This window comes from Streptomyces sp. ISL-36 (assembly GCF_018614205.1).
Taxonomy (GTDB): domain Bacteria; phylum Actinomycetota; class Actinomycetes; order Streptomycetales; family Streptomycetaceae; genus Streptomyces.
On the sequence record NZ_JAGGOS010000028.1, the window covers coordinates 23,322 to 42,237 of the forward strand.

Here is an 18,916-nt window from a genome sequence, read left to right on the forward strand (position 1 = left end):
ACGCAGCAGTGCCCGGCGCCGGTTCTCCGGCGCCGGGCACTGTGGTGAGGGTTACGCGCGGCCCGCCGTCTTCTGCGTACGACGGGAGACCGAGTCGATCACGACGGCGGCGAGCAGCACCGCGCCGGTGATCATGTTCTGGATGGCGTTGGACATGCCGATCATGTTCAGGCCCTGCTGGATCGACTGGATGACGATCATGCCCAGGAGCGCCGACCAGACCTTGCCGCGGCCGCCGAAGAGGCTGGTGCCGCCGATGACGGCCGCCGCGATGACCAGCATCAGCGTGTTGCCGCCGCCGAGGCTCTTGGTGGCGCCGCCGGAGAGGCTGGCGATGAAGAGCCCGCCGAAGGCGCCGAGCGTGCCGGAGAGGGCGAAGACGGCGATGCGGACGCGGTCCACGTTGATGCCCGCGCGGCGGGCGGCCTCGGCGTTGCCGCCGACGGCGAAGACCTTGCGGCCGAACAGCGTGCGGCGGGCGACGAAGTCGGCGATCAGGAGGACGGCCAGGAAGAGGACCAGGGCGAGCGGCAGACCGCGGGCGCCCTCGGGCTCGTTCATGACGTAGGCGACGACGAAGCAGAGGATCGCGACGACGGCCGTGCGCAGCGCGATCTCGGTGACCGGGCGGGCCGGGAGGGCGGCCGCCTTCCGGCGCTTGGAGTCGAGCAGCAGCGAGCCGAGGTAGGCGAGGACCGCGACGAGCGCCAGGCCGTACGCGGCCGCCTTGTCGGCGAAGAAGTAGTTGGTGAGGTTCTCCACGACACTGCCCGACGGCGTGTTGATGGAGCCCTCTCCGCCCATCAGCCACTCCTGCATGCCCATCCAGGCGAGGAAGCCCGCGAGGGTCACGACGAAGGCCGGGACGCCGATCTTGGCGAAGAAGAAGCCGTGCAGCGCGCCGATGGCGGTGCCGGCGAGGACGGCGAGGACGATCGAGAGCCACTCGTTCATGCCGTTGCTGACCTGGAGCCCGGCCCAGACGGCAGCGCCGACGCCCGCGACGGAGCCGACCGACAGGTCGATCTCGCCCAGGATCAGGACGAAGACGATGCCCACGGCCATGATGCCGAGGCCCGAGGCGTAGACCGAGATGTTCGCGACGGAGCTCGCGGAGAGGAAGTTGCTGTTCTGGACCTGGAAGACGATGGCGATGACGATCAGGCCGAGGACGACGGGCAGCGAGCCGAGCTCACCACCGCGGATCTTGCGGCGGAACTCGGTCCAGTAGCCCTTGAGGCCCTCTTCGCGGACCAGCAGGCGCGGGTCGACGGCGGGGATGGGGGCGGCGGACGCCTCGACGGGGGCCGCCTCGGTACGCGTCTCGGGGGTCTTGGCGAGGTCGCTCACTTCGCGTCCTCCTTCGTGGCCGCTGCCGAGGCCGTACGGGCCTGCCGACGGGTCACGGCGTTGTCCGTGGCACCGGTGATGGCGGCGATGATCGTCTCGTGGCTGGTGTCGGCGACCTTGAAGTCGCCGTTGTTGCGGCCCAGGCGCAGGACCGCGACGCGGTCCGCGACGGCGCGCACATCGGCCATGTTGTGGCTGATGAGGATGACTCCGTGGCCGCGCTCGCGCAGCCGCTCCACCAGGTCGAGCACCTGTGCGGTCTGCTCGACGCCCAGGGCGGCGGTCGGCTCGTCCAGGATGACGATCTTGGGGTCGCCGATCAGGGCACGGGCGATGGCGACGACCTGACGCTGTCCGCCGGAGAGGGCCGCGACGGGGATGCGGACGCTGGGGATGCGGATGGACAGCGTGTCCAGGAGCTCCTTGGCGCGCTTCTCCATCGCGATCTCGTCGAGGACGGACGCGGAACGCAGCTCGCTGCCGAGGAAGAGGTTGGCGACGACGTCGAGGTTGTCGCAGAGCGCCAGGTCCTGGTAGACGGTGGCGACTCCGAGGTTCTGGGCGTCGTGCGGCTTGGTGATCTGGACGGGGCGGCCGTCCCACTCGATGGTGCCCTCGTCGATCGGGTGAACACCCGAGATCGTCTTGACGAGGGTCGACTTGCCGGCGCCGTTGTCGCCGACCAGGGCGACGACCTCACCGGCGTGGATCTCCAGTTCAACGTCGGTGAGCACCTGGACGGCGCCGAACCGCTTGGAGACTCCGCGCAACGCCAGCACGGGCGTAGCGGACACGTGAATCATCTCCTTCGCCGCCTGACCGGCGGGGATGGTGGTGCGAGAGAGCACAAGAGGGGCTGTGAGAGGAGAGTCCGGCGCCCCGCCCCCGCTTGCGGGGCGTTGAACGGGGCGGGGTGCGCCGGACCGGACCGGGGGCCGATCGGAGGAGGTCGGTGGGTCCGAAGGGCCGTACCGGCGGGGGCGGGGGTTACTTGATGCCCGCCGCCTCGCAGGCCGCCTTGTACTCGCCGACGCAGAGCGCGGCGGCCTCGTAGACGCCGTCCTTGATGATCGTGGAGCCGATGTTCTCCTTGGTCACGACCTGGGCGTCGTACAGCTTGGCCGGGATGTTCTTGAACTCACCGGTGAGGCTGGTGACCTTGGTGGGAACCAGGTCGTCGATCTTCTCGCCCTTGAGCAGGCGGACCGCGATCTCGGCGGTGGTCTCGGCCTCCGGCTTGATCTGCTTGTAGATCGTGAAGGCCTGGTCGCCCTTCAGGATGCGCTGCAGGCCCGCGAGCTCGGCGTCCTGGCCGCCGACCGGGACCTTGACGCCCTGCTTGGAGAGGGCGGTGATGATGCCGCCGGCCATGCCGTCGTTGGCCGAGTAGACGCCCTGGAAGCCGGCCTTGCCCAGGGAGTCGATGGCGGCACCCATCTTCTTGTTGGCCTCGTCCGGGGACCAGTCCGGGATGTCCTGCTCGTAGACGACCTTCTTGACCTGCGTGTCGAGGACGCTGTGGGCGCCCTTCTTGAACAGCGGGGCGTTGGGGTCGGTCGGCGAGCCGTTGATCATGACAACGTTGGCTTCCTTGGCCTTGGCGCCGAGCGCCTTCACCAGGGCCTCGCCCTGCAGGCGGCCGATCTTCTCGTTGTCGTAGCTCACGTAGGCGGAGATCGGACCCTCGGCCAGGCGGTCGTACGCGACGACCTTGACGCCCTTCGCCTCGGCCTGCTGAACCCAGGACTTGGTGGCCTTGTAGTCGACCGAGTCCAGGATGATGACCTTCACGCCCTGCGTGACGAGCGCGTCGAACTGCTTCTTCTGCGTCTCGGTGTCCTGCGCGGCATTGTTGTACTTGACCTCGCAGTCCGAGCAGAGCGCCTTGATCTTCGCCTCGATGATCGGGCGGTCGAAGGTCTCGTAACGCGTGGTCTTGTTCTCCGGAAGCAGCAGACCGATGGTCTTGCCGTCTCCGCCGTTCCCGCTACCCGAGTCGCTGTCGCCCGCCTTGCCACAGGCGGCCACGGAGAGGGCCATCGAAACCGCGGCCGTGCCTATGACGATGCGACGCGTCACTGCGTTCATGTTGGGGTTGCCTCCCTGACGAGGCCGCGACGTTGCGGCCGAGGTGGCTGGAAGTCAACTCGGCCGCAACCCCGACGTCAAGGAGTAAATCCTTAACGAGATGACAACGGTGCCATCCGTTATCTAAGTGAAGGCAGGCGCCGACACCGGGGCGGAGGCGGGAGTGGGGCTCGGAAGGGTGCTCTCCAGCAGGGTCGAATCGCCCATTTCACTCAGTACCAGAGCCAGTGCGCCGAGCACTTCGGCGCGTCCGCCGAGCGCCCCGGGGGCAAGCGAGAGCTGCCGGGCGGCGCTGGGGATGGCGTAGCGCGAGACGGAGTCGCGGATCGGCGCGAGCACCAGCTCACCGGCCTCGGCGAGGTCGCCGCCGAGGACCACACGGCTGGGGTTGAGCAGGTTGCAGAGGTTGGCGACACCACTGCCGATGTGGCGGCCGACGTCCGCGACCACCCGGCGGCAGCCGGGGTCGCCCTCCCGGGCCAGTTGGACCACCCGCTCCATGGTCAGATCGGCGCCGTGGCCGGGCTGGAGCAGCGGCAGGACGTAGCGGGCCGCGGTGAAGGTCTCCAGGCAGCCGCGGTTGCCGCACCGGCAGACGGGGCCGGACTCGTCGAGCGTGATGTGCCCGATCTCGCCGGCGGTGCCGCCGGGGCCGCGGTAGACGCGCCCGTCGATGACGAGCCCGGCTCCCACACCGCTGGCGACCTTGATGTACGCGAGGTCCTTCACCCCGCGCCCGCTGCCCCAGACGAGCTCGCCGAGCGCGCCGAGGTTGGCGTCGTTGTCGACGTACACGGGCACGCCGAGGCGGGCGGAGAGCTCGTCCGCGGGGTTGATGCCGCTCCAGCCCGGCAGGATCGAGGTGGAGCCGAGCGTGCCCGAGGAGACGTCGATCGGTCCCGGTACGCCGAGGCCGACGCCGACGACCTTGTCCTGGCCGATGCCGGTGGCCGCGATCAGCCGCTTGACCAGCTGTTCCGCCCGGTCGAAGCCCTCCGCGGCGGAGGCGTCGACGTCCAGCGGCTCGGACTCCTCGGCCAGGACCTGGTGGGCGAGGTTGCCGACGGCGACCCGCAGGTGGGTGTGGCCGAAGTCGACGCCGATCACGATGCCGGCGTCGCCGGAGAGCGAGACGCTGCGGGCCCGGCGGCCGCCCGCCGAGGTGGGCGTGACCTCGACGGTCCCGCCGTCCTTCAACTCCCGCACGATGTTGGACACCGTGGCGGCCGACAGGCCCGTCGCACGGGCGATCTCCGCCTGGGTGAGCGAGCCGGCCATGCGTACCGCGCGCACGACCCGTTCGAGGTTGGCCCTGTGCAGAGACGTCTGCGACCCCGGAGTCTCCATCGACTCATCCACTCCCGCCTGCGATGGACGGTGCGACCACCGCCCCCGGCCGGGGGTCGCTCCTGTGAGACCCCCGGCTTCTTCTCCAACTTGTGAACTCTAAGCTGACTCTTTCGGGGTGTCCCCCGTCAAGACCTTGAGCGGAGCGGGGCTCGGATGAGCCCGCGGGCGAGGGACCACGGGCATACGCGAGGGACCGGGATGCGCGGGGGACCGGGAATGCGGGAGGCCCCGGCGGGAAACACCCGCCGGGGCCTCGATGGAGCGGTTGTCTACTTGACCGCGCCCGCCGTGAGACCGGCCACCACCTGGCGCTGGAAGATGATGTACGCGGCGAGCACCGGGAGCATGGCCATGACCAGACCGGCGAAGAGGCCCGACCAGTCGCCCTTGTAGCCCTGGCTGACCGCGAGCTGGACCAGGCCCTGGGAGAGCACCTTCTTCTCCTGCTCCGTGTTCAGCACCGTGGGCAGCAGGTACTGGTTCCACTGCCCCAGGAAGTTGAAGATGCCGACGCTGATCAGGCCTGGCTTGGCCATCGGCAGCATCACCTGGAAGAAGGTCCGGGTGTGCGAGGCGCCGTCCATGAAGGCCGCTTCCGCCACCGACGTCGGCAGGGTGCGGAAGAAGGCCGTCAGGAAGAAGACGGTGAACGGCAGCGAGTACGCGATGTAGACGAGGATCAGGCCGTGCAGGGTGTTGAGCAGGGCCATGTTCTGCAGCACGTAGAAGAGCGGCACCAGCGCGAGGATGATCGGGAAGCTCATCCCGCCGATGAAGAGGAAGTAGATGAAGCGGTTGCCCGGGAACTCGAAGCGGGCGAGGACGTAGGCCGCCATCGAGCCGAAGAGCAATGTGCCGATGAGCGAACCGCCCACCACCAGGACGGTGTTGAGGAAGTAGTCGCTCATGTGCGCCTCGGTCCAGGCGCGCGACCAGTTCTCGAAGTGCAGCTTGTCCGGCAGCGACCACGGCGAGGTGAAGATCGCCCGGTCGGTCTTGAAGGAGGTCATGACCGCCCACAGCAGCGGCATGATCACCATGATCGCCCAGAGAATCAGGATGCCGTGGGAGAAGACGTTGAGGGTCACGCCCTCGCCCTTGCTCTCCTTGCGGGGCGCCGGGGGAGCGCTCGTGCGCAGCGGCGTGTCGCCGGCCTCGCGCGGCCCGGGCAGGCCGTCGGCGCCGGTGCCGGTGGAAGGGGTGTCGGTCGTCTTCATCTCAGTACTCCAGCCGCTCGCGCCGGCCGAACCGCATCACGACCGCCGCGAAGGCCAGTGTGACGACGAGCAGCGCGACACCGATCGTTGTTGCGTAGGCGGCCTGACCGTCCCGGAAGGCCTTCTGGTAGACGTACAGCGGCATGACGATGGTGGAGTAGTCGGGCCCACCGCCGTTGGGGCCCACCGTCATGATCTGGACGACGGCGAAGGACTCCGCGCCCAGCGCCAGGATGCCCATGTAGATCCAGCCGGACTGCACGGTGTCCCAGAGCAGCGGCAGGGTGATCCTGAAGAAGGTGGTGATCCGGTTCGCGCCGTCGAGCAGCGCCGCCTCGTAGAAGTCCTTGGGGATGGAGGCCATGCCCGCGGAGAAGAGGACCACGAAGAAGCCGACCGTGGACCAGACGAGGACGACCATCACACAGATGAGGGCCAGGTTCGGGTCGCCCAGCCAGTCCGGTTGGACGCTGTCGAGCCCGACTCCCTTGAGCACCGAGTTGATGGCGCCGCTGTTGGGGTTGTACGCGAACTGGAAGAGCAGGGCCACGATCGCGATGGACAGCACCTGCGGGAAGAAGTAGACGATCTTGTAGAAGGAGGAGCCGCGCACACCGGCGACGGCCGCTCCCCTGCGGCGCCGACCGCCGACATTGAGCATGAACGCGAAGAACAGCGCCAGGCCGACGGTCACCAGCGGCAGCACGACCGCGAAGGTCAGACTGTGCTGCAGCGATTTCCAGAAGACGTCGTCCTCCAGCATTCTGCTGTAGTTGTCGAACCCGACCATCTGGAAATCGGGGCTCAGACCGCTCCAGTCCGTGAACGAGTAATAGATGGACTGGATGAAGGGCCATACGACGAACAACGCGTACATGGCCAGGGGGACCGCCAGGAACCCCACGATGAAACGGTACTTGCCGTGTTGCATTCCTACCGACCCCGATCTTCCCGCGGAAAAGCCGCTGGTGCCGTGCGTGGCGTGCGTGCCGTACGCCGTGGCGTGAGTGCCGTACGCAAGGAGCCGGGGCCCGCTCCCGGTCGGCGGGAAGGGGCCCCGGCACAGCTCACTGGTGCTTGTAGTGCTTGATGGAGGAGTCCTGGGCCGCCTCGTCGGCGAACTTCTGGATCTTCTTGATCGTCTCGGCCGGGGTCGCGCGGCCGGCCATCATCTCGCCGATGCCGGCGACACCGATCTTCTCCTTCTGCAGCGCCACGTACCAGTCCTGCAGACGCGGGTTGACGACGTTCTGACCGGCCTTGTCGAGGGCGGCGACACCCGACTTCAGGCCCGGGGTCAGCTCGATGCCGTCGGTGCCGCCGTTGAACGCGGTCAGCGACTTCACGGACTTGGTGAAGTTCTTCGAGGAGGCCTCGCTGAGCATGATGCGCAGCTGCTCCATGCCGCCCTCGACGTTCTTCGCCTTGGCCGGGACGATGAACGGCTCACCGCCGGAGGCCCAGATGGTGCCGAACGGCATCTTGTCGGAGGCGTCGATGCCGGTGGGCGCGGAGACGGCGAGGTCGAAGTCCGCGGGCATGGTCTTCGCGGCCTCGTTCTCCACCCATGAGCCGTTCGGGATGAAGAGCGCCTTGCCCTCGGTCCAGGCGGTCTGCGACTGGATGTGGTCGAGGCCCGGGGTGCCCTGGAGGATGTAACCCTTGCGCTGGAGCTCGTAGTACGCCTCGAAGCACGTCTTGACGGCGGGGTGCTCCCAGGCCTTCGGCTCCAGGTTGTCGATCGCGTCCAGGACCTCGCGGCCACCGACCTTGGCGATCATCGGGTAGAGCGAGAAGGGGACGTAGTACGGGTGCTTGCCGGCGTAGGTCCAGCCGGCGATGCCCTTCTTCTTGGCCTTTTCGCAGACGGCCAGCATCTCGTCCCAGGTCTCGGGGTACTTCGCGTCGAGCGAGTCGAGCAGCTTCTGCGAGTACCAGACGCCGTAGACGGTGTACGCGTAGTAGAGGATCCAGACCGGGTCGCCGTCGAACTGGCCCATCTCCACGATGCCCGGGCGCAGCGTGTCGCGGACCTTCTTGTTCGGGTCGTCGACGGAGGCCGCGTCGAGCAGCGGGGTGAGGTCGGCCAGCTGCTTCTTGCCGACCAGGACGCCCATGTCCATCTGCTCGGCGCCGGAGTTGTCGATCAGGTCCGGCGGGTTGCCGCCGTTGAACCGCGGCTGCAGCTCGGTGGTGATCTTCTGGGTGGCGGTGAACTTGACCTTGGTCTTGGGGTAGTTGGTCTCGTAGACCTTCACCGCGTCCTTGGCGTACTGCTGGCCGAAGCCGCCGTCGAAGAGGACGAAGTCCATCGGAGCCGACTCGTTCACGCCGAGCGGGTTCTTCGCGGACTTGGTCCCCTTCTCGACCTTGTCGTTGCTGCCGCTGTCGCTGCTGGCGCAGGCGGACAGGAAACTCATCGTCGGCACCGAGATCAGACCGAGAGCGGCGGAGCGCTTGATCAGGTCGCGGCGGCCGAGACCCTCGTGGGTGTGGGCGGAGGTGGATCCCATGCTCAAGTCCTCGCCTTCATTCAGGACTCAGGCGGTGTACCGGTCGCCCGTACTCTCGCCTCAGGCGAAGGGCCCCGCCACCGCATTCGAATGCAGCTTGGGTCGTGCGCCGACAGGTATAGTCCACTTCTCGTCAGCGGGGCAAGATCGAAAGCGGGTTTGGACGGCAGTCTTTCCCGAGTTGAGACCTCAGGGATATCCGCGCCGCATCTGCACCGGTTTCTCCCCCGCGTTGCCGTTAACACCCTTGACACCTGGCGCCACTTGGACCCCTACTAGACCCTGCGCCTTCAATTGACAACGTTGTCTAAGACGAGCGGCGGGAGTGACGACACCGAATGCAGGCCCGACTTCGTACCGGACCGAGACCTCGACACCCATATGTTCCGGCGGCCGCCCTTCTCGCGGCCGCCGCTCTCATCGTGACGGCGACACCCTCCACATCCCTCGCACTTCCCTCCCGAACGGGACAGACGGACCGCGAGTTCGCCACCTCCTTCGAACCGGAAGAGACCCAGCCGACCTGGCGCAACACCGTCGAGGCCGGCGCGGACGGCGCCCTGCGGGCGTCCGGGGTCGACGGCGGCTTCGCGAGCGGGATCCCCGGCAATGTCACCGACAAGGTGGTGGGGCTGCGCGCCAGCGGCGAGCACGCGAGCGCGGGCGAGACCAAGGAGAACCTGGTCGACCTCCAGCCCGGCACCAAGTGGCTGGTGTTCGAGCCGACCGCCTGGATCGAGTTCGACCTCGACGAGCCGGTCAAGGTGGTGACGTACGCGCTGACTTCGGCGAACGACGCCGCCGAGCGCGATCCGCGCGACTGGACCCTGAAGGGCTCGGCGGACGGCAAGGAGTGGAAGGTCCTCGACAGCCGGGAGGGCCAGGGCTTCGCCAAGCGCTTCGAGACGAAGCAGTACGGCTTCGCCGGCGACACGGCGTACGCCCACTACCGGCTGGAGATCACCAAGAACGGCGGGGCGGGGCTCACCCAGCTCGCCGACGTTCAATTCTCGAACGGGGACACCTCCGCCCCCGTTCCCCCGGAGATGCGCAGCCATGTCGACCGCGGCCCGGGCGGCTCCCCCACCGCCAAGGCCAACGCCGGTTTCACGGGCAAGCGGGCGCTGCGGTACGCCGGTACGCACAAGGCGGACGGCCGGGCGTACTCGTACAACAAGGTCTTCGACGTGAACACGGCCGTCGTCCGGAACACCGAGCTCTCCTACCGGGTCTTCCCCTCCCTGCCGGAGACGGACCTCAACTACCCGGCCACGAACGTGTCTGTGGACCTGGCCTTCACCGACGGCACCTATCTGAGTGACCTGCGGGCCACCGACTCCCACGGCGGGCTGCTGACCCCGCAGGGCCAGGGCGCGGCCAAGCGGCTCTACGTCAACCAGTGGAACCAGGTCAGCTCCCGGATCGGGGCGGTCGCGGCCGGGAAGACCGTGGACCGGATCCTGGTGGCGTACGACTCCCCCCGGGGCCCGGCGAAGTTCCAGGGCTGGATCGACGACGTGGTCCTGCGGCCGAAGGCGCCCGAGCAGCGGCTCGACCGGCTCTCCGACTACGCCTCCACCACCCGTGGCACCAACTCCAGCGGCTCGTTCTCGCGCGGCAACACCTTCCCCGCGACCGCCGTCCCGCACGGCTTCAACTTCTGGACGCCGGTGACCAACTCCGCGTCCAGGAGTTGGCTGTACGAGTACGCCCGCGGCAACAACGCGGACAACATGCCCACCGTGCAGGCGTTCGCCGCGAGCCACGAGCCGAGCCCCTGGATGGGCGACCGGCAGACCTTCCAGGTGATGCCGTCCGCGGCGGCCGGCGCTCCGGTGACCGACCGGGTCGCGCGGGCCCTCGCCTTCCGCCACGAGAAGGAGACGGCCAGGCCGCACTACTACGGCGTCACCTTCGAGAACGGCCTGAAGGCCGAGATGACACCGACCGACCACGCGGCGATGATGCGCTTCACCTATCCGGGCGACGACGCGAGCGTGGTCCTCGACAACGTCACCGAGGAGGGCGGGCTGACCCTCGACGCGGCGAGCGGCTCCTTCACCGGCTTCTCCGACGTCAAGAGCGGTCTGTCCACCGGCGCCACCCGGATGTTCGTGTACGGCGTGTTCGACGCGCCCGTCACCGCCTCCTCAGCGCAGGGCGTCAAGGGGCACCTCCGCTTCGACGCGGGCGCCGACCGGGCGGTCACCGTGCGGATCGCGACCTCGCTGATCTCCGTCGACCAGGCGAAGGCGAACCTGGCGGACGAGATCCCGGAGGGCACCGGCTTCGATCAGGTGAAGGAGCGGGCGCAGGACGCCTGGGACGCGGTCCTGGGCCGGGTGGAGGTCGAGGGCGCGAGCCACGACCAGCTGGTGACGCTCTACTCCAGCCTCTACCGGCTCTACCTCTACCCCAACTCCGGCTTCGAGAAGGTCGGCACCGAGCACCGGTACGCCAGCCCCTTCTCCCCCGCCACCGGCCCCGACACCCCCACCCGTACCGGCGCATCGATCGTCGACGGGAAGGTGTACGTCAACAACGGCTTCTGGGACACCTACCGCACGACGTGGCCCGCCTACTCCTTCCTCACCCCGAAGAAGGCGGGCGAGCTGGTCGACGGCTTCGTGCAGCAGTACAAGGACGGCGGCTGGATCTCCCGCTGGTCCTCCCCCGGCTACGCCGACCTGATGACCGGCACCTCCTCCGACGTGGCGTTCGCCGACGCCTACGTCAAGGGCGTCGACTTCGACGCGGAGGCGGCGTACGAGGCGGCGCTGAAGAACGCGACCGTCGTCCCGCCGAGCCGTGGCGTGGGCCGCAAGGGCATGGAGAGCTCGCCCTTCCTCGGCTACGCGTCGACCGAGACCCATGAGGGCCTGTCCTGGTCCCTGGAGGGCTACCTCAACGACTACGGCATCGCGAGGATGGCCGAGGCGCTGCACAAGAAGACCGGGAAGAAGCGGTACCAGGAGGAGGCCGCGTACTTCCTCTCCCGCGCCCAGAAGTACGTCTCCCTCTTCGACGCGAAGGCCGGCTTCTTCCAGGGCCGCGACCTCAAGGGTGACTGGCGCGTCCCCTCGGAGCAGTACGACCCGCGGATCTGGGGGTACGACTACACCGAGACCAACGGCTGGGGATACGCCTTCACCGCCCCGCAGGACTCGCGCGGGCTCGCCAACCTCTACGGCGGGCGCCCCGATCTCGGCGAGAAGCTGGACACCTACTTCTCCACCCCGGAGACCGCGAGCCCGGAGTTCGTGGGCTCGTACGGCAGCGTCATCCATGAGATGACCGAGGCCCGGGACGTCCGGATGGGCATGTACGGCCACTCCAACCAGGTCGCCCACCACGTCCCGTACATGTACAACGCGGCCGGGCAGCCCTGGAAGACGCAGGAGAAGGTGCGTGAGGTCCTCTCCCGGCTCTACACCGGCAGCGAGATCGGTCAGGGCTACCACGGCGACGAGGACAACGGCGAGCAGTCCGCCTGGTACCTCTTCTCCGCGCTCGGCTTCTACCCGCTGGTGATGGGCAGCGGGGAGTACGCGATCGGCTCGCCGCTCTTCACCAAGGCGACCGTCCGGATGGACAACGGCCGCACGCTGGTCGTCGAGGCGCCGAAGAACAGCGCGCGGAACGTCTACGTGCAGGGTGTGAAGCTGAACGGCGAGCGCTGGAACTCGACCGCGCTCCCGCACGACCTGCTCGCCAGGGGCGGCACGCTGAAGTTCGAGATGGGCCCGAGGCCTTCGGCATGGGGCACGGGCGCGAACGCGGGTCCGGTCTCGATCACCCGGGACGACAAGGCGCCCTCGCCGCGTACCGACGCGATCACCGGCACCGGACCGCTCTTCGACAACACCTCGTCGACGTCGGCCGCGTTCACCTCGGCCGAGCTGCCGGTCGGGCCGAAGACCCGGGCGGTGCAGTACACCCTGACCTCGGCGGACCGGACGAAGGCGCCGGCCGGCTGGGTGCTGCAGGGGTCGACGGACGGCACCACGTGGTCCGACGTCGACCGCCGGGCCGGCGAGCGCTTCGCGTGGGACCGGCAGACCAGGGTGTTCACCGTGGCCGCGCCCGGCGCGTACACGACCTACCGTCTGGTCCTCGGAGCGGAGGGACAGTTGGCCGAGGTGGAGCTACTCCACTGACATACCGGACATAAGCTCCTCATCGAAACAGCTGTGTCACAAACCAGTTGGCACGTGAAGGTCTTGTGCAAAGATCAGTGGGTATGAGTGGTCCGCCGCGCCCTCGCGCGCGGCGGACCACGCTTTTCAACCCACAGATGGAGATCTACGTGGCCAAGACTTCTGGCCTGAACACCGCGGGAATCCTGTCCCGTGTCACCGTCGCGGCGATAACCGCGGCGCTGGTGTCCACCACCACGGCCGCGGTGGCGGCCGAGCAGCCGCGTTCGGCCGACGCCACCCAGCAGTCGGCCCCCGCCGCGAGCACCTTCGCCACGCAGGGCGCGAGCGCCGTCGCCGACGGCGAGCTGCGCGGTGTGGACAAGTCCGGCTTCATGTACGCCTACCTGCCGAACGGCACCGGCGGCTTCGGCCCGCGCCAGTACGTGGGCAGCGGCTGGGAGTACACGGCCCACCTCACCATGGCCGACATGAACGCAGACGGCGAGACCGACGGCGCCTGGGACGTCACGGGCGGCCGGCTGTCCTACACCGCCTGGGGCCAGGACAGCATCGACCTCGGCGGCGGCTGGGGCGTGTTCACCAAGGTCGTCTCCGCGGGCAACCTCGGTGGCGCGGCTCCCTCGGACCTGCTCGCGCTGGACGGCGCCGGCAACCTGTACCTGTACACGGCGTACAGCGACGGCAGGCTGGCCCCGCGTTACAAGGTCGGCACCGGCTGGCAGGTCTTCAACCAGATCACCGGCAAGGGCGACCTGAACAACGACGGCAAGAACGACGTGATCGCCCGCGACAAGTCGGGCTACCTCTGGGTGTACCCGGGCACGGGCAACTACCAGAAGCCGTTCGGCCCCCGCATCAAGGCGGGCACGGGCTGGAACAGCCTCCCGACCTTCGTCTCCAGCGGCGACGTGGACTACGACGGCGTCACCGACGTGGTCGCGCGCGACACCACGGGCAACCTGTACCTGTACCCGGGCTCGGGCACCGCGGCCGCGCCGTTCAAGGCGCGGACGAAGATCGGCACCGGCTGGAACACCTACCGTCTGATCTTCTGACGGCTCCGGCGTCCCTGACGCCTCGCGCCCTGGTGGCGTGGCCGTGAGAACAGACGAACGGGCCCCGCTCCTCTTCCGAGGAGCGGGGCCCGCTTCATGTTTTACCGGGTGTCCGCCGGACGTCAGCCGCGGATCAGGTTCCGCAGCACGTACTGCATGATGCCGCCGTTGCGGTAGTAGTCCGCCTCGCCGGGGGTGTCGATGCGGACGACCGCGTCGAACTCGACACCGGTGTCGGTGGTGACCTTGACCGTGCGCGGCGTGGTGCCGTTGTTCAGCTCGGTCACGCCGGTGAAGGAGAAGGTCTCCTCGCCGGTCAGCCCGAGGGAGGCCGCCGAGGCGCCCTCCGGGAACTGCAGCGGCAGGACGCCCATGCCGATGAGGTTCGAGCGGTGGATGCGCTCGTACGACTCGGCGATGACGGCCTTGACGCCGAGGAGCGCGGTGCCCTTGGCGGCCCAGTCGCGGGACGAGCCGGAGCCGTACTCCTTGCCCGCGAGCACGACGAGCGGGATGCCCTGCTCGATGTAGTTGCGCGAGGCGTCGTAGATGAACGAGACCGGGGCGTCGGCCTGCGTGAAGTCGCGGGTGTAGCCGCCCTCCGTGCCCGGCGCGATCTGGTTGCGCAGGCGGATGTTGGCGAACGTGCCGCGGATCATGACCTCGTGGTTGCCTCGGCGCGAGCCGTAGGAGTTGAAGTCACGACGCTCCACACCGTGCTCGGTGAGGTACTGGCCGGCCGGGGTGTCGGCCTTGATGGCACCGGCCGGGGAGATGTGGTCGGTGGTGACCGAGTCGCCGAGCTTCGCCAGCACGCGCGCGCCGGTGATGTCCGTGACCGGGGTGGTCTCCATCGTCATGCCCTCGAAGTACGGGGGCTTGCGGACGTAGGTGGACTGCGGGTCCCACTCGAAGGTGTTGCCGGTCGGGATCGGCAGCGCCTGCCACTGGGCGTCGCCCGCGAAGACGTCCTGGTAGGACTTGTTGAACATGTCCTCGCCGATGGCGTTGGCGACGACGTCGTTGACCTCGGCCTCCGAAGGCCAGATGTCGGCCAGGTAGACCGGCTTGCCCTCGGTGTCGATGCCGAGCGCGTCCTTGGTGATGTCCACCTTCATGGAGCCCGCGAGGGCGTACGCGACGACCAGCGGCGGGGAGGCCAGGTAGTTCATCTTGACGTCGGGGTTGATACGGCCCTCGAAGTTCCGGTTGCCGGAGAGGACCGAGGTGACCGCGAGGTCGTGCTCGTTGACGGCCTTGGAGACCTCCTCCGGCAGCGGGCCGGAGTTGCCGATGCAGGTGGTGCAGCCGTAGCCGACGAGGTTGAAGCCGACCTTGTCGAGGTACGGGGTCAGGCCCGCCTTGTCGAAGTAGTCGGTGACGACCTTCGAACCCGGGGCGAGGGTGGTCTTGACCCACGGCTTGCGGGTCAGGCCCTTCTCCACGGCCTTCTTCGCGACGAGCGCGGCGGCGACCATGACGTACGGGTTCGAGGTGTTGGTGCAGGAGGTGATCGCGGCGACGGTGACGGCGCCGTGGTCGATCTCGTACGTCGAGCCGTCGGGGGCGGTCACGGTGACCGGCTTCGACGGGGCGCCGTTCGGCGTGTTCGCCGGGGCGTCGGAGGCCGGGAAGGACTCCTTGCCGGCCTCGTCCACGTCGTCCACGTAGTTGCGGACGTCCTGGGCGAACTGCTGGGCGGCGTTGGCCAGGACGATGCGGTCCTGCGGGCGCTTGGGGCCGGCGATGGAGGGGACGACCGTGGAGAGGTCGAGCTCCAGCTTCTCGGAGAAGTCGGGCTCGGCGGACGGGTCCAGCCAGAGGCCCTGCTCCTTGGCGTACGCCTCGACGAGCGCGACCTGCTGCTCGGAGCGGCCGGTGAGCTTGAGGTAGTTCAGGGTCTCGCCGTCGATCGGGAAGATCGCGGCGGTGGAGCCGAACTCCGGCGACATGTTGCCGATGGTGGCGCGGTTCGCGAGGGAGGTGGCGGCGACGCCCTCACCGTAGAACTCGACGAACTTGCCGACGACGCCGTGCCCCCGCAGCATCTCGGTGATCGTGAGGACGAGGTCGGTGGCGGTGGTGCCGGCCGGGAGCTCGCCGGTCAGCTTGAAGCCGACGACGCGCGGGATGAGCATGGAGACCGGCTGGCCGAGCATCGCGGCCTCGGCCTCGATGCCGCCGACGCCCCAGCCGAGCACACCGAGGCCGTTGACCATGGTGGTGTGGGAGTCGGTGCCGACGAGGGTGTCGGGGTACGCCTGGCCACCCCGGACCATGACGGTACGGGCCAGGTGCTCGATGTTGACCTGGTGGACGATGCCGGTGCCGGGCGGGACGACCTTGAACTCGTCGAAGGCGGTCTGGCCCCAGCGCAGGAACTGGTAGCGCTCCTTGTTGCGGCCGTACTCCAGCTCGACGTTCTGGCCGAAGGCGTCCGCCGTGCCGAACTTGTCGGCGATGACGGAGTGGTCGATGACCAGCTCGGCCGGGGCCAGCGGGTTGATCTTCGCCGGGTCGCCGCCGAGCTCCTTGACGGCCTCACGCATGGTGGCGAGGTCGACGACGCAGGGCACACCGGTGAAGTCCTGCATGATCACGCGGGCCGGCGTGAACTGGATCTCCTGGGTCGGCTGGGCCTGGGAGTCCCAGTTGCCCAGCGCCCGGATGTGGTCGGCGGTGATGTTCGCGCCGTCCTCGGTGCGGAGGAGGTTCTCCAGAAGCACCTTCAGGCTGTAGGGAAGGCGCGCGGAGCCCTCGACCTTGTCCAGCTTGAAGATCTCGTACGACTCGTCGCCCACGCGCAGCGTGCTGCGGGCGTCGAAGCTGTTCGCCGACACGACAGTCTCCTTCATCAATGTGCGCGATTACCGCGCAGCGACAATATGCGGCTGCCGCCGCGCGGTGCCGCCCGACTCCCCGCCGATCCGCTAAGGTACGACTAAGTTAGGTAAGCCTTACCGGGTGGGCGGCTGCGGTGCGCCGTAAGCAGTTATCTCGATGTCGAGATAACTCTAGTGCATGCCCGCCTCCCGGTCATGCTCGGCATGCCCTGAATCACGACCGCGGGGCCGGCCCCGCGACGGCGGGCGCCGCACGGCGCAGGGACCGGACGACATACGGACCCGTACGGCCGCGTAGCGATTGCCGCCGCCGCGGGGCGGGTCGAGGATCGGATCATGTTCAGCGGCGCGCATGTGATCCTCTACACCCCCGACGCGGACGCCGACCGTGCGTTCCTCAAGGACGTGCTCGGCTTCGGTCACGTCGACGCGGGTCGTGGCTGGCTCATCTTCACGCTGCCGCCGGCCGAGGTCGCCGTGCATCCGACCGCGGGTGAGCCGAAGCACGAGCTGTATCTGATGTGCGACGACATCACCCGCACGCTGACCACCCTGGAGGACCGGGGGGCCGAGATCTCACGGCCCATCACCGACCAGGGGTGGGGCCTGCTCGCGGCGTTCCGGCTGCCGAGCGGGGCCGAACTGCCGCTCTATGAACCGCGTCACCCCACTGCGCACACTCCGTCACCCTGACAGCCCACCCCAATCGCGAGTGTCATCTCATATCTGAGATAACGTGACGCCATGGCAGACGACTACCTCGTACGCATCGGCAAGCTCATCCGTGACGCCCGCCAGCACCGCGGCTGGACCCAGACGCAGCTTGCCGAGGCCCTGGCCACCAGCCAGAGCGCCGTCAACAGGATCGAACGTGGCAACCAGAACATCAGCCTTGAGATGATCGCGCGCATCGGCGAAGCACTCGACAGCGAGATCGTGTCCCTGGGTTACGCCGGCCCCATGCATCTGCGTGTCGTCGGCCGCCGTCGGCTCTCCGGAGCCATCGACGTCAAGACGAGCAAGAACGCCTGTGTCGCGCTGCTCTGCGCCTCCCTCCTCAACAAGGGCCGCACCGTGCTGCGCCGGGTCGCCCGGATCGAGGAGGTCTTCCGGCTCCTGGAGGTCCTCAACTCCATCGGGGTCCGCACCCGGTGGGTCAACGACGGCGTCGACCTGGAGATCGTGCCGCCGGCCGAGCTGGACATGGACTCGATCGACGCCGAGGCGGCGATCCGCACCCGCTCGATCATCATGTTCCTCGGCCCGCTGCTGCACCGGCTCGACCACTTCAATCTGCCGTACGCGGGCGGCTGCGACCTCGGCACCCGCACGATCGAGCCGCACATGATCGCGCTGCGCCGCTTCGGCCTCGACATCACCGCCACGGAGGGCCTCTACCACGCGGTGGTCGAGCCGTCGGTGGCTCCCGACCGCCCGATCGTGCTGACCGAGCGCGGTGACACCGTGACCGAGAACGCGCTGCTCGCCGCGGCCCGCCACGACGGCGTCACGATCATCCGCAACGCCTCCTCCAACTACATGGTCCAGGACCTGTGCTTCTTCCTGGAGGCGCTGGGCGTACGGGTCGAGGGCATCGGCACCACCACGCTGACCGTCCACGGCGTGCCGCAGATCGACGTGGACGTGGACTACTCCCCCTCGGAGGACCCGGTCGAGGCGATGAGCCTGCTGGCCGCGGCCGTCGTCACCGAGTCCGAGCTGACCATCCGCCGCGTCCCGATCGAGTTCATGGAGATCGAGCTGGCGGTCCTGGAGGAGATGGGCCTCGACCACGACCGCTCCCCCGAGTACGCCGCCGACAACGGCCGCACCCGCCTGGTCGATCTGACGGTCCGCCCCTCCAAGCTGGAGGCGCCGATCGACAAGATCCACCCGATGCCGTTCCCCGGCCTCAACATCGACAACGTCCCGTTCTTCGCGGCGATCGCGGCGACCGCGCAGGGCAAGACCCTGATCCACGACTGGGTCTACGACAACCGCGCGATCTACCTCACCGACCTCAACCGCCTCGGCGGCCGCCTCCAGCTCCTCGACCCCCACCGCGTCCTCGTCGAGGGCCCGACCCGCTGGCGCGCCGCCGAGATGATGTGCCCCCCGGCGCTGCGCCCGGCGGTCGTCGTCCTCCTGGCGATGATGGCGGCCGAGGGCACGTCGGTCCTGCGGAACGTGTACGTCATCAACCGGGGCTACGAGGAGCTCGCGGAGCGCCTGAACTCGGTCGGCGCGCAGATCGAGATCTTCCGTGACATCTAGGGCGGCGACAACCATGTGATCCGGTCGCCGTACTCCCCCGCGAGGGCGCGGTGTGCCAGTGCTGTC

Annotated in this window: 12 protein-coding genes; 4 read left to right on the forward strand and 8 right to left on the reverse strand. The window is 68.5% G+C overall.

Annotated features, from left to right (window positions below; all coding sequences use genetic code 11):
* Window positions 1-51: 51 nt before the first annotated feature.
* The 7 genes from J7E93_RS07795 to ngcE all read right to left on the reverse strand — a co-directional run bounded on the left by J7E93_RS07795 (window position 52) and on the right by ngcE (window position 8,518).
* Window positions 52-1,350: a sugar ABC transporter permease gene (locus J7E93_RS07795; protein ID WP_215066779.1), complete on the reverse strand. Its 1,299-nt coding sequence runs from the start codon at window positions 1,348-1,350 to the stop codon at window positions 52-54.
* Window positions 1,347-2,153: an ATP-binding cassette domain-containing protein gene (locus tag J7E93_RS07800; protein WP_158991503.1), complete on the reverse strand. Its 807-nt coding sequence runs from the start codon at window positions 2,151-2,153 to the stop codon at window positions 1,347-1,349. The genes J7E93_RS07795 and J7E93_RS07800 overlap by 4 nt, the downstream gene beginning before the upstream one ends.
* A 184-nt stretch (window positions 2,154-2,337) precedes the next feature.
* Window positions 2,338-3,438 (reverse strand): substrate-binding domain-containing protein, encoded by a 1,101-nt coding sequence (locus J7E93_RS07805; RefSeq protein ID WP_251066207.1) that lies wholly within the window; start codon window positions 3,436-3,438, stop codon window positions 2,338-2,340.
* A gap of 123 nt (window positions 3,439-3,561) precedes the next feature.
* A complete protein-coding gene (locus J7E93_RS07810; protein ID WP_215066781.1) occupies window positions 3,562-4,785 on the reverse strand; it encodes an ROK family transcriptional regulator in 1,224 nt (407 codons plus the stop codon).
* A 272-nt stretch (window positions 4,786-5,057) separates the two neighbouring features.
* Window positions 5,058-6,005 carry a carbohydrate ABC transporter permease gene (locus tag J7E93_RS07815; RefSeq protein ID WP_215066783.1) on the reverse strand — a complete coding sequence of 316 codons (948 nt, stop codon included), beginning with the start codon at window positions 6,003-6,005 and terminating at the stop codon, window positions 5,058-5,060.
* A 1-nt stretch (window position 6,006) separates the two neighbouring features.
* On the reverse strand, window positions 6,007-6,936 hold the full coding sequence (locus tag J7E93_RS07820) for a carbohydrate ABC transporter permease (protein WP_215066785.1): 930 nt from the start codon (window positions 6,934-6,936) through the stop codon (window positions 6,007-6,009).
* 136 nt (window positions 6,937-7,072) lie between these two features.
* Entirely contained in the window at window positions 7,073-8,518 is a 1,446-nt protein-coding gene (ngcE, locus tag J7E93_RS07825) for an N-acetylglucosamine/diacetylchitobiose ABC transporter substrate-binding protein (protein ID WP_215066787.1), read from the reverse strand.
* A 338-nt stretch (window positions 8,519-8,856) separates the two neighbouring features.
* Between ngcE and J7E93_RS07830 the strand changes: the two genes are divergently transcribed.
* Both J7E93_RS07830 and J7E93_RS07835 read left to right on the forward strand, forming a co-directional pair.
* Window positions 8,857-12,675 (forward strand): GH92 family glycosyl hydrolase, encoded by a 3,819-nt coding sequence (locus J7E93_RS07830; protein WP_215066789.1) that lies wholly within the window; start codon window positions 8,857-8,859, stop codon window positions 12,673-12,675.
* Window positions 12,676-12,824: 149 nt separating this feature from the next.
* Window positions 12,825-13,733: a VCBS repeat-containing protein gene (locus tag J7E93_RS07835; RefSeq protein WP_215066791.1), complete on the forward strand. Its 909-nt coding sequence runs from the start codon at window positions 12,825-12,827 to the stop codon at window positions 13,731-13,733.
* A gap of 122 nt (window positions 13,734-13,855) precedes the next feature.
* Here the strand turns inward: J7E93_RS07835 and acnA are convergent, their stop codons facing one another.
* Entirely contained in the window at window positions 13,856-16,573 is a 2,718-nt protein-coding gene (acnA, locus tag J7E93_RS07840) for an aconitate hydratase AcnA (protein WP_308368035.1), read from the reverse strand.
* 339 nt (window positions 16,574-16,912) lie between these two features.
* Here acnA and J7E93_RS07845 point away from each other — a divergent pair, with 339 nt between their 5' ends.
* Both J7E93_RS07845 and J7E93_RS07850 read left to right on the forward strand, forming a co-directional pair.
* Window positions 16,913-17,269, forward strand: coding sequence for a VOC family protein (locus J7E93_RS07845; protein ID WP_215066795.1), 357 nt, complete (start codon window positions 16,913-16,915; stop codon window positions 17,267-17,269).
* A 51-nt stretch (window positions 17,270-17,320) separates the two neighbouring features.
* Window positions 17,321-18,850 (forward strand): UDP-N-acetylglucosamine 1-carboxyvinyltransferase, encoded by a 1,530-nt coding sequence (locus J7E93_RS07850; RefSeq protein WP_215066797.1) that lies wholly within the window; start codon window positions 17,321-17,323, stop codon window positions 18,848-18,850.
* The last annotated feature ends 66 nt before the right edge of the window (window positions 18,851-18,916 follow it).

Excerpts from the sequence above, each read along its gene's own strand:
- J7E93_RS07800 (WP_158991503.1), bottom strand. The coding sequence starts at position 2,153 with ATGATTCACGTGTCCGCTACGCCCGTGCTGGCGTTGCGCGGAGTCTCC.
- J7E93_RS07805 (WP_251066207.1), bottom strand. The coding sequence starts at position 3,438 with ATGAACGCAGTGACGCGTCGCATCGTCATAGGCACGGCCGCGGTTTCG.
- J7E93_RS07810 (WP_215066781.1), bottom strand. The coding sequence starts at position 4,785 with ATGGAGACTCCGGGGTCGCAGACGTCTCTGCACAGGGCCAACCTCGAA.
- J7E93_RS07815 (WP_215066783.1), bottom strand. The coding sequence starts at position 6,005 with ATGAAGACGACCGACACCCCTTCCACCGGCACCGGCGCCGACGGCCTG.
- J7E93_RS07820 (WP_215066785.1), bottom strand. The coding sequence starts at position 6,936 with ATGCAACACGGCAAGTACCGTTTCATCGTGGGGTTCCTGGCGGTCCCC.
- ngcE (WP_215066787.1), bottom strand. The coding sequence starts at position 8,518 with ATGGGATCCACCTCCGCCCACACCCACGAGGGTCTCGGCCGCCGCGAC.
- J7E93_RS07830 (WP_215066789.1), top strand. The coding sequence starts at position 8,857 with ATGCAGGCCCGACTTCGTACCGGACCGAGACCTCGACACCCATATGTT.
- J7E93_RS07845 (WP_215066795.1), top strand. The coding sequence starts at position 16,913 with ATGTTCAGCGGCGCGCATGTGATCCTCTACACCCCCGACGCGGACGCC.
- J7E93_RS07850 (WP_215066797.1), top strand. The coding sequence starts at position 17,321 with ATGGCAGACGACTACCTCGTACGCATCGGCAAGCTCATCCGTGACGCC.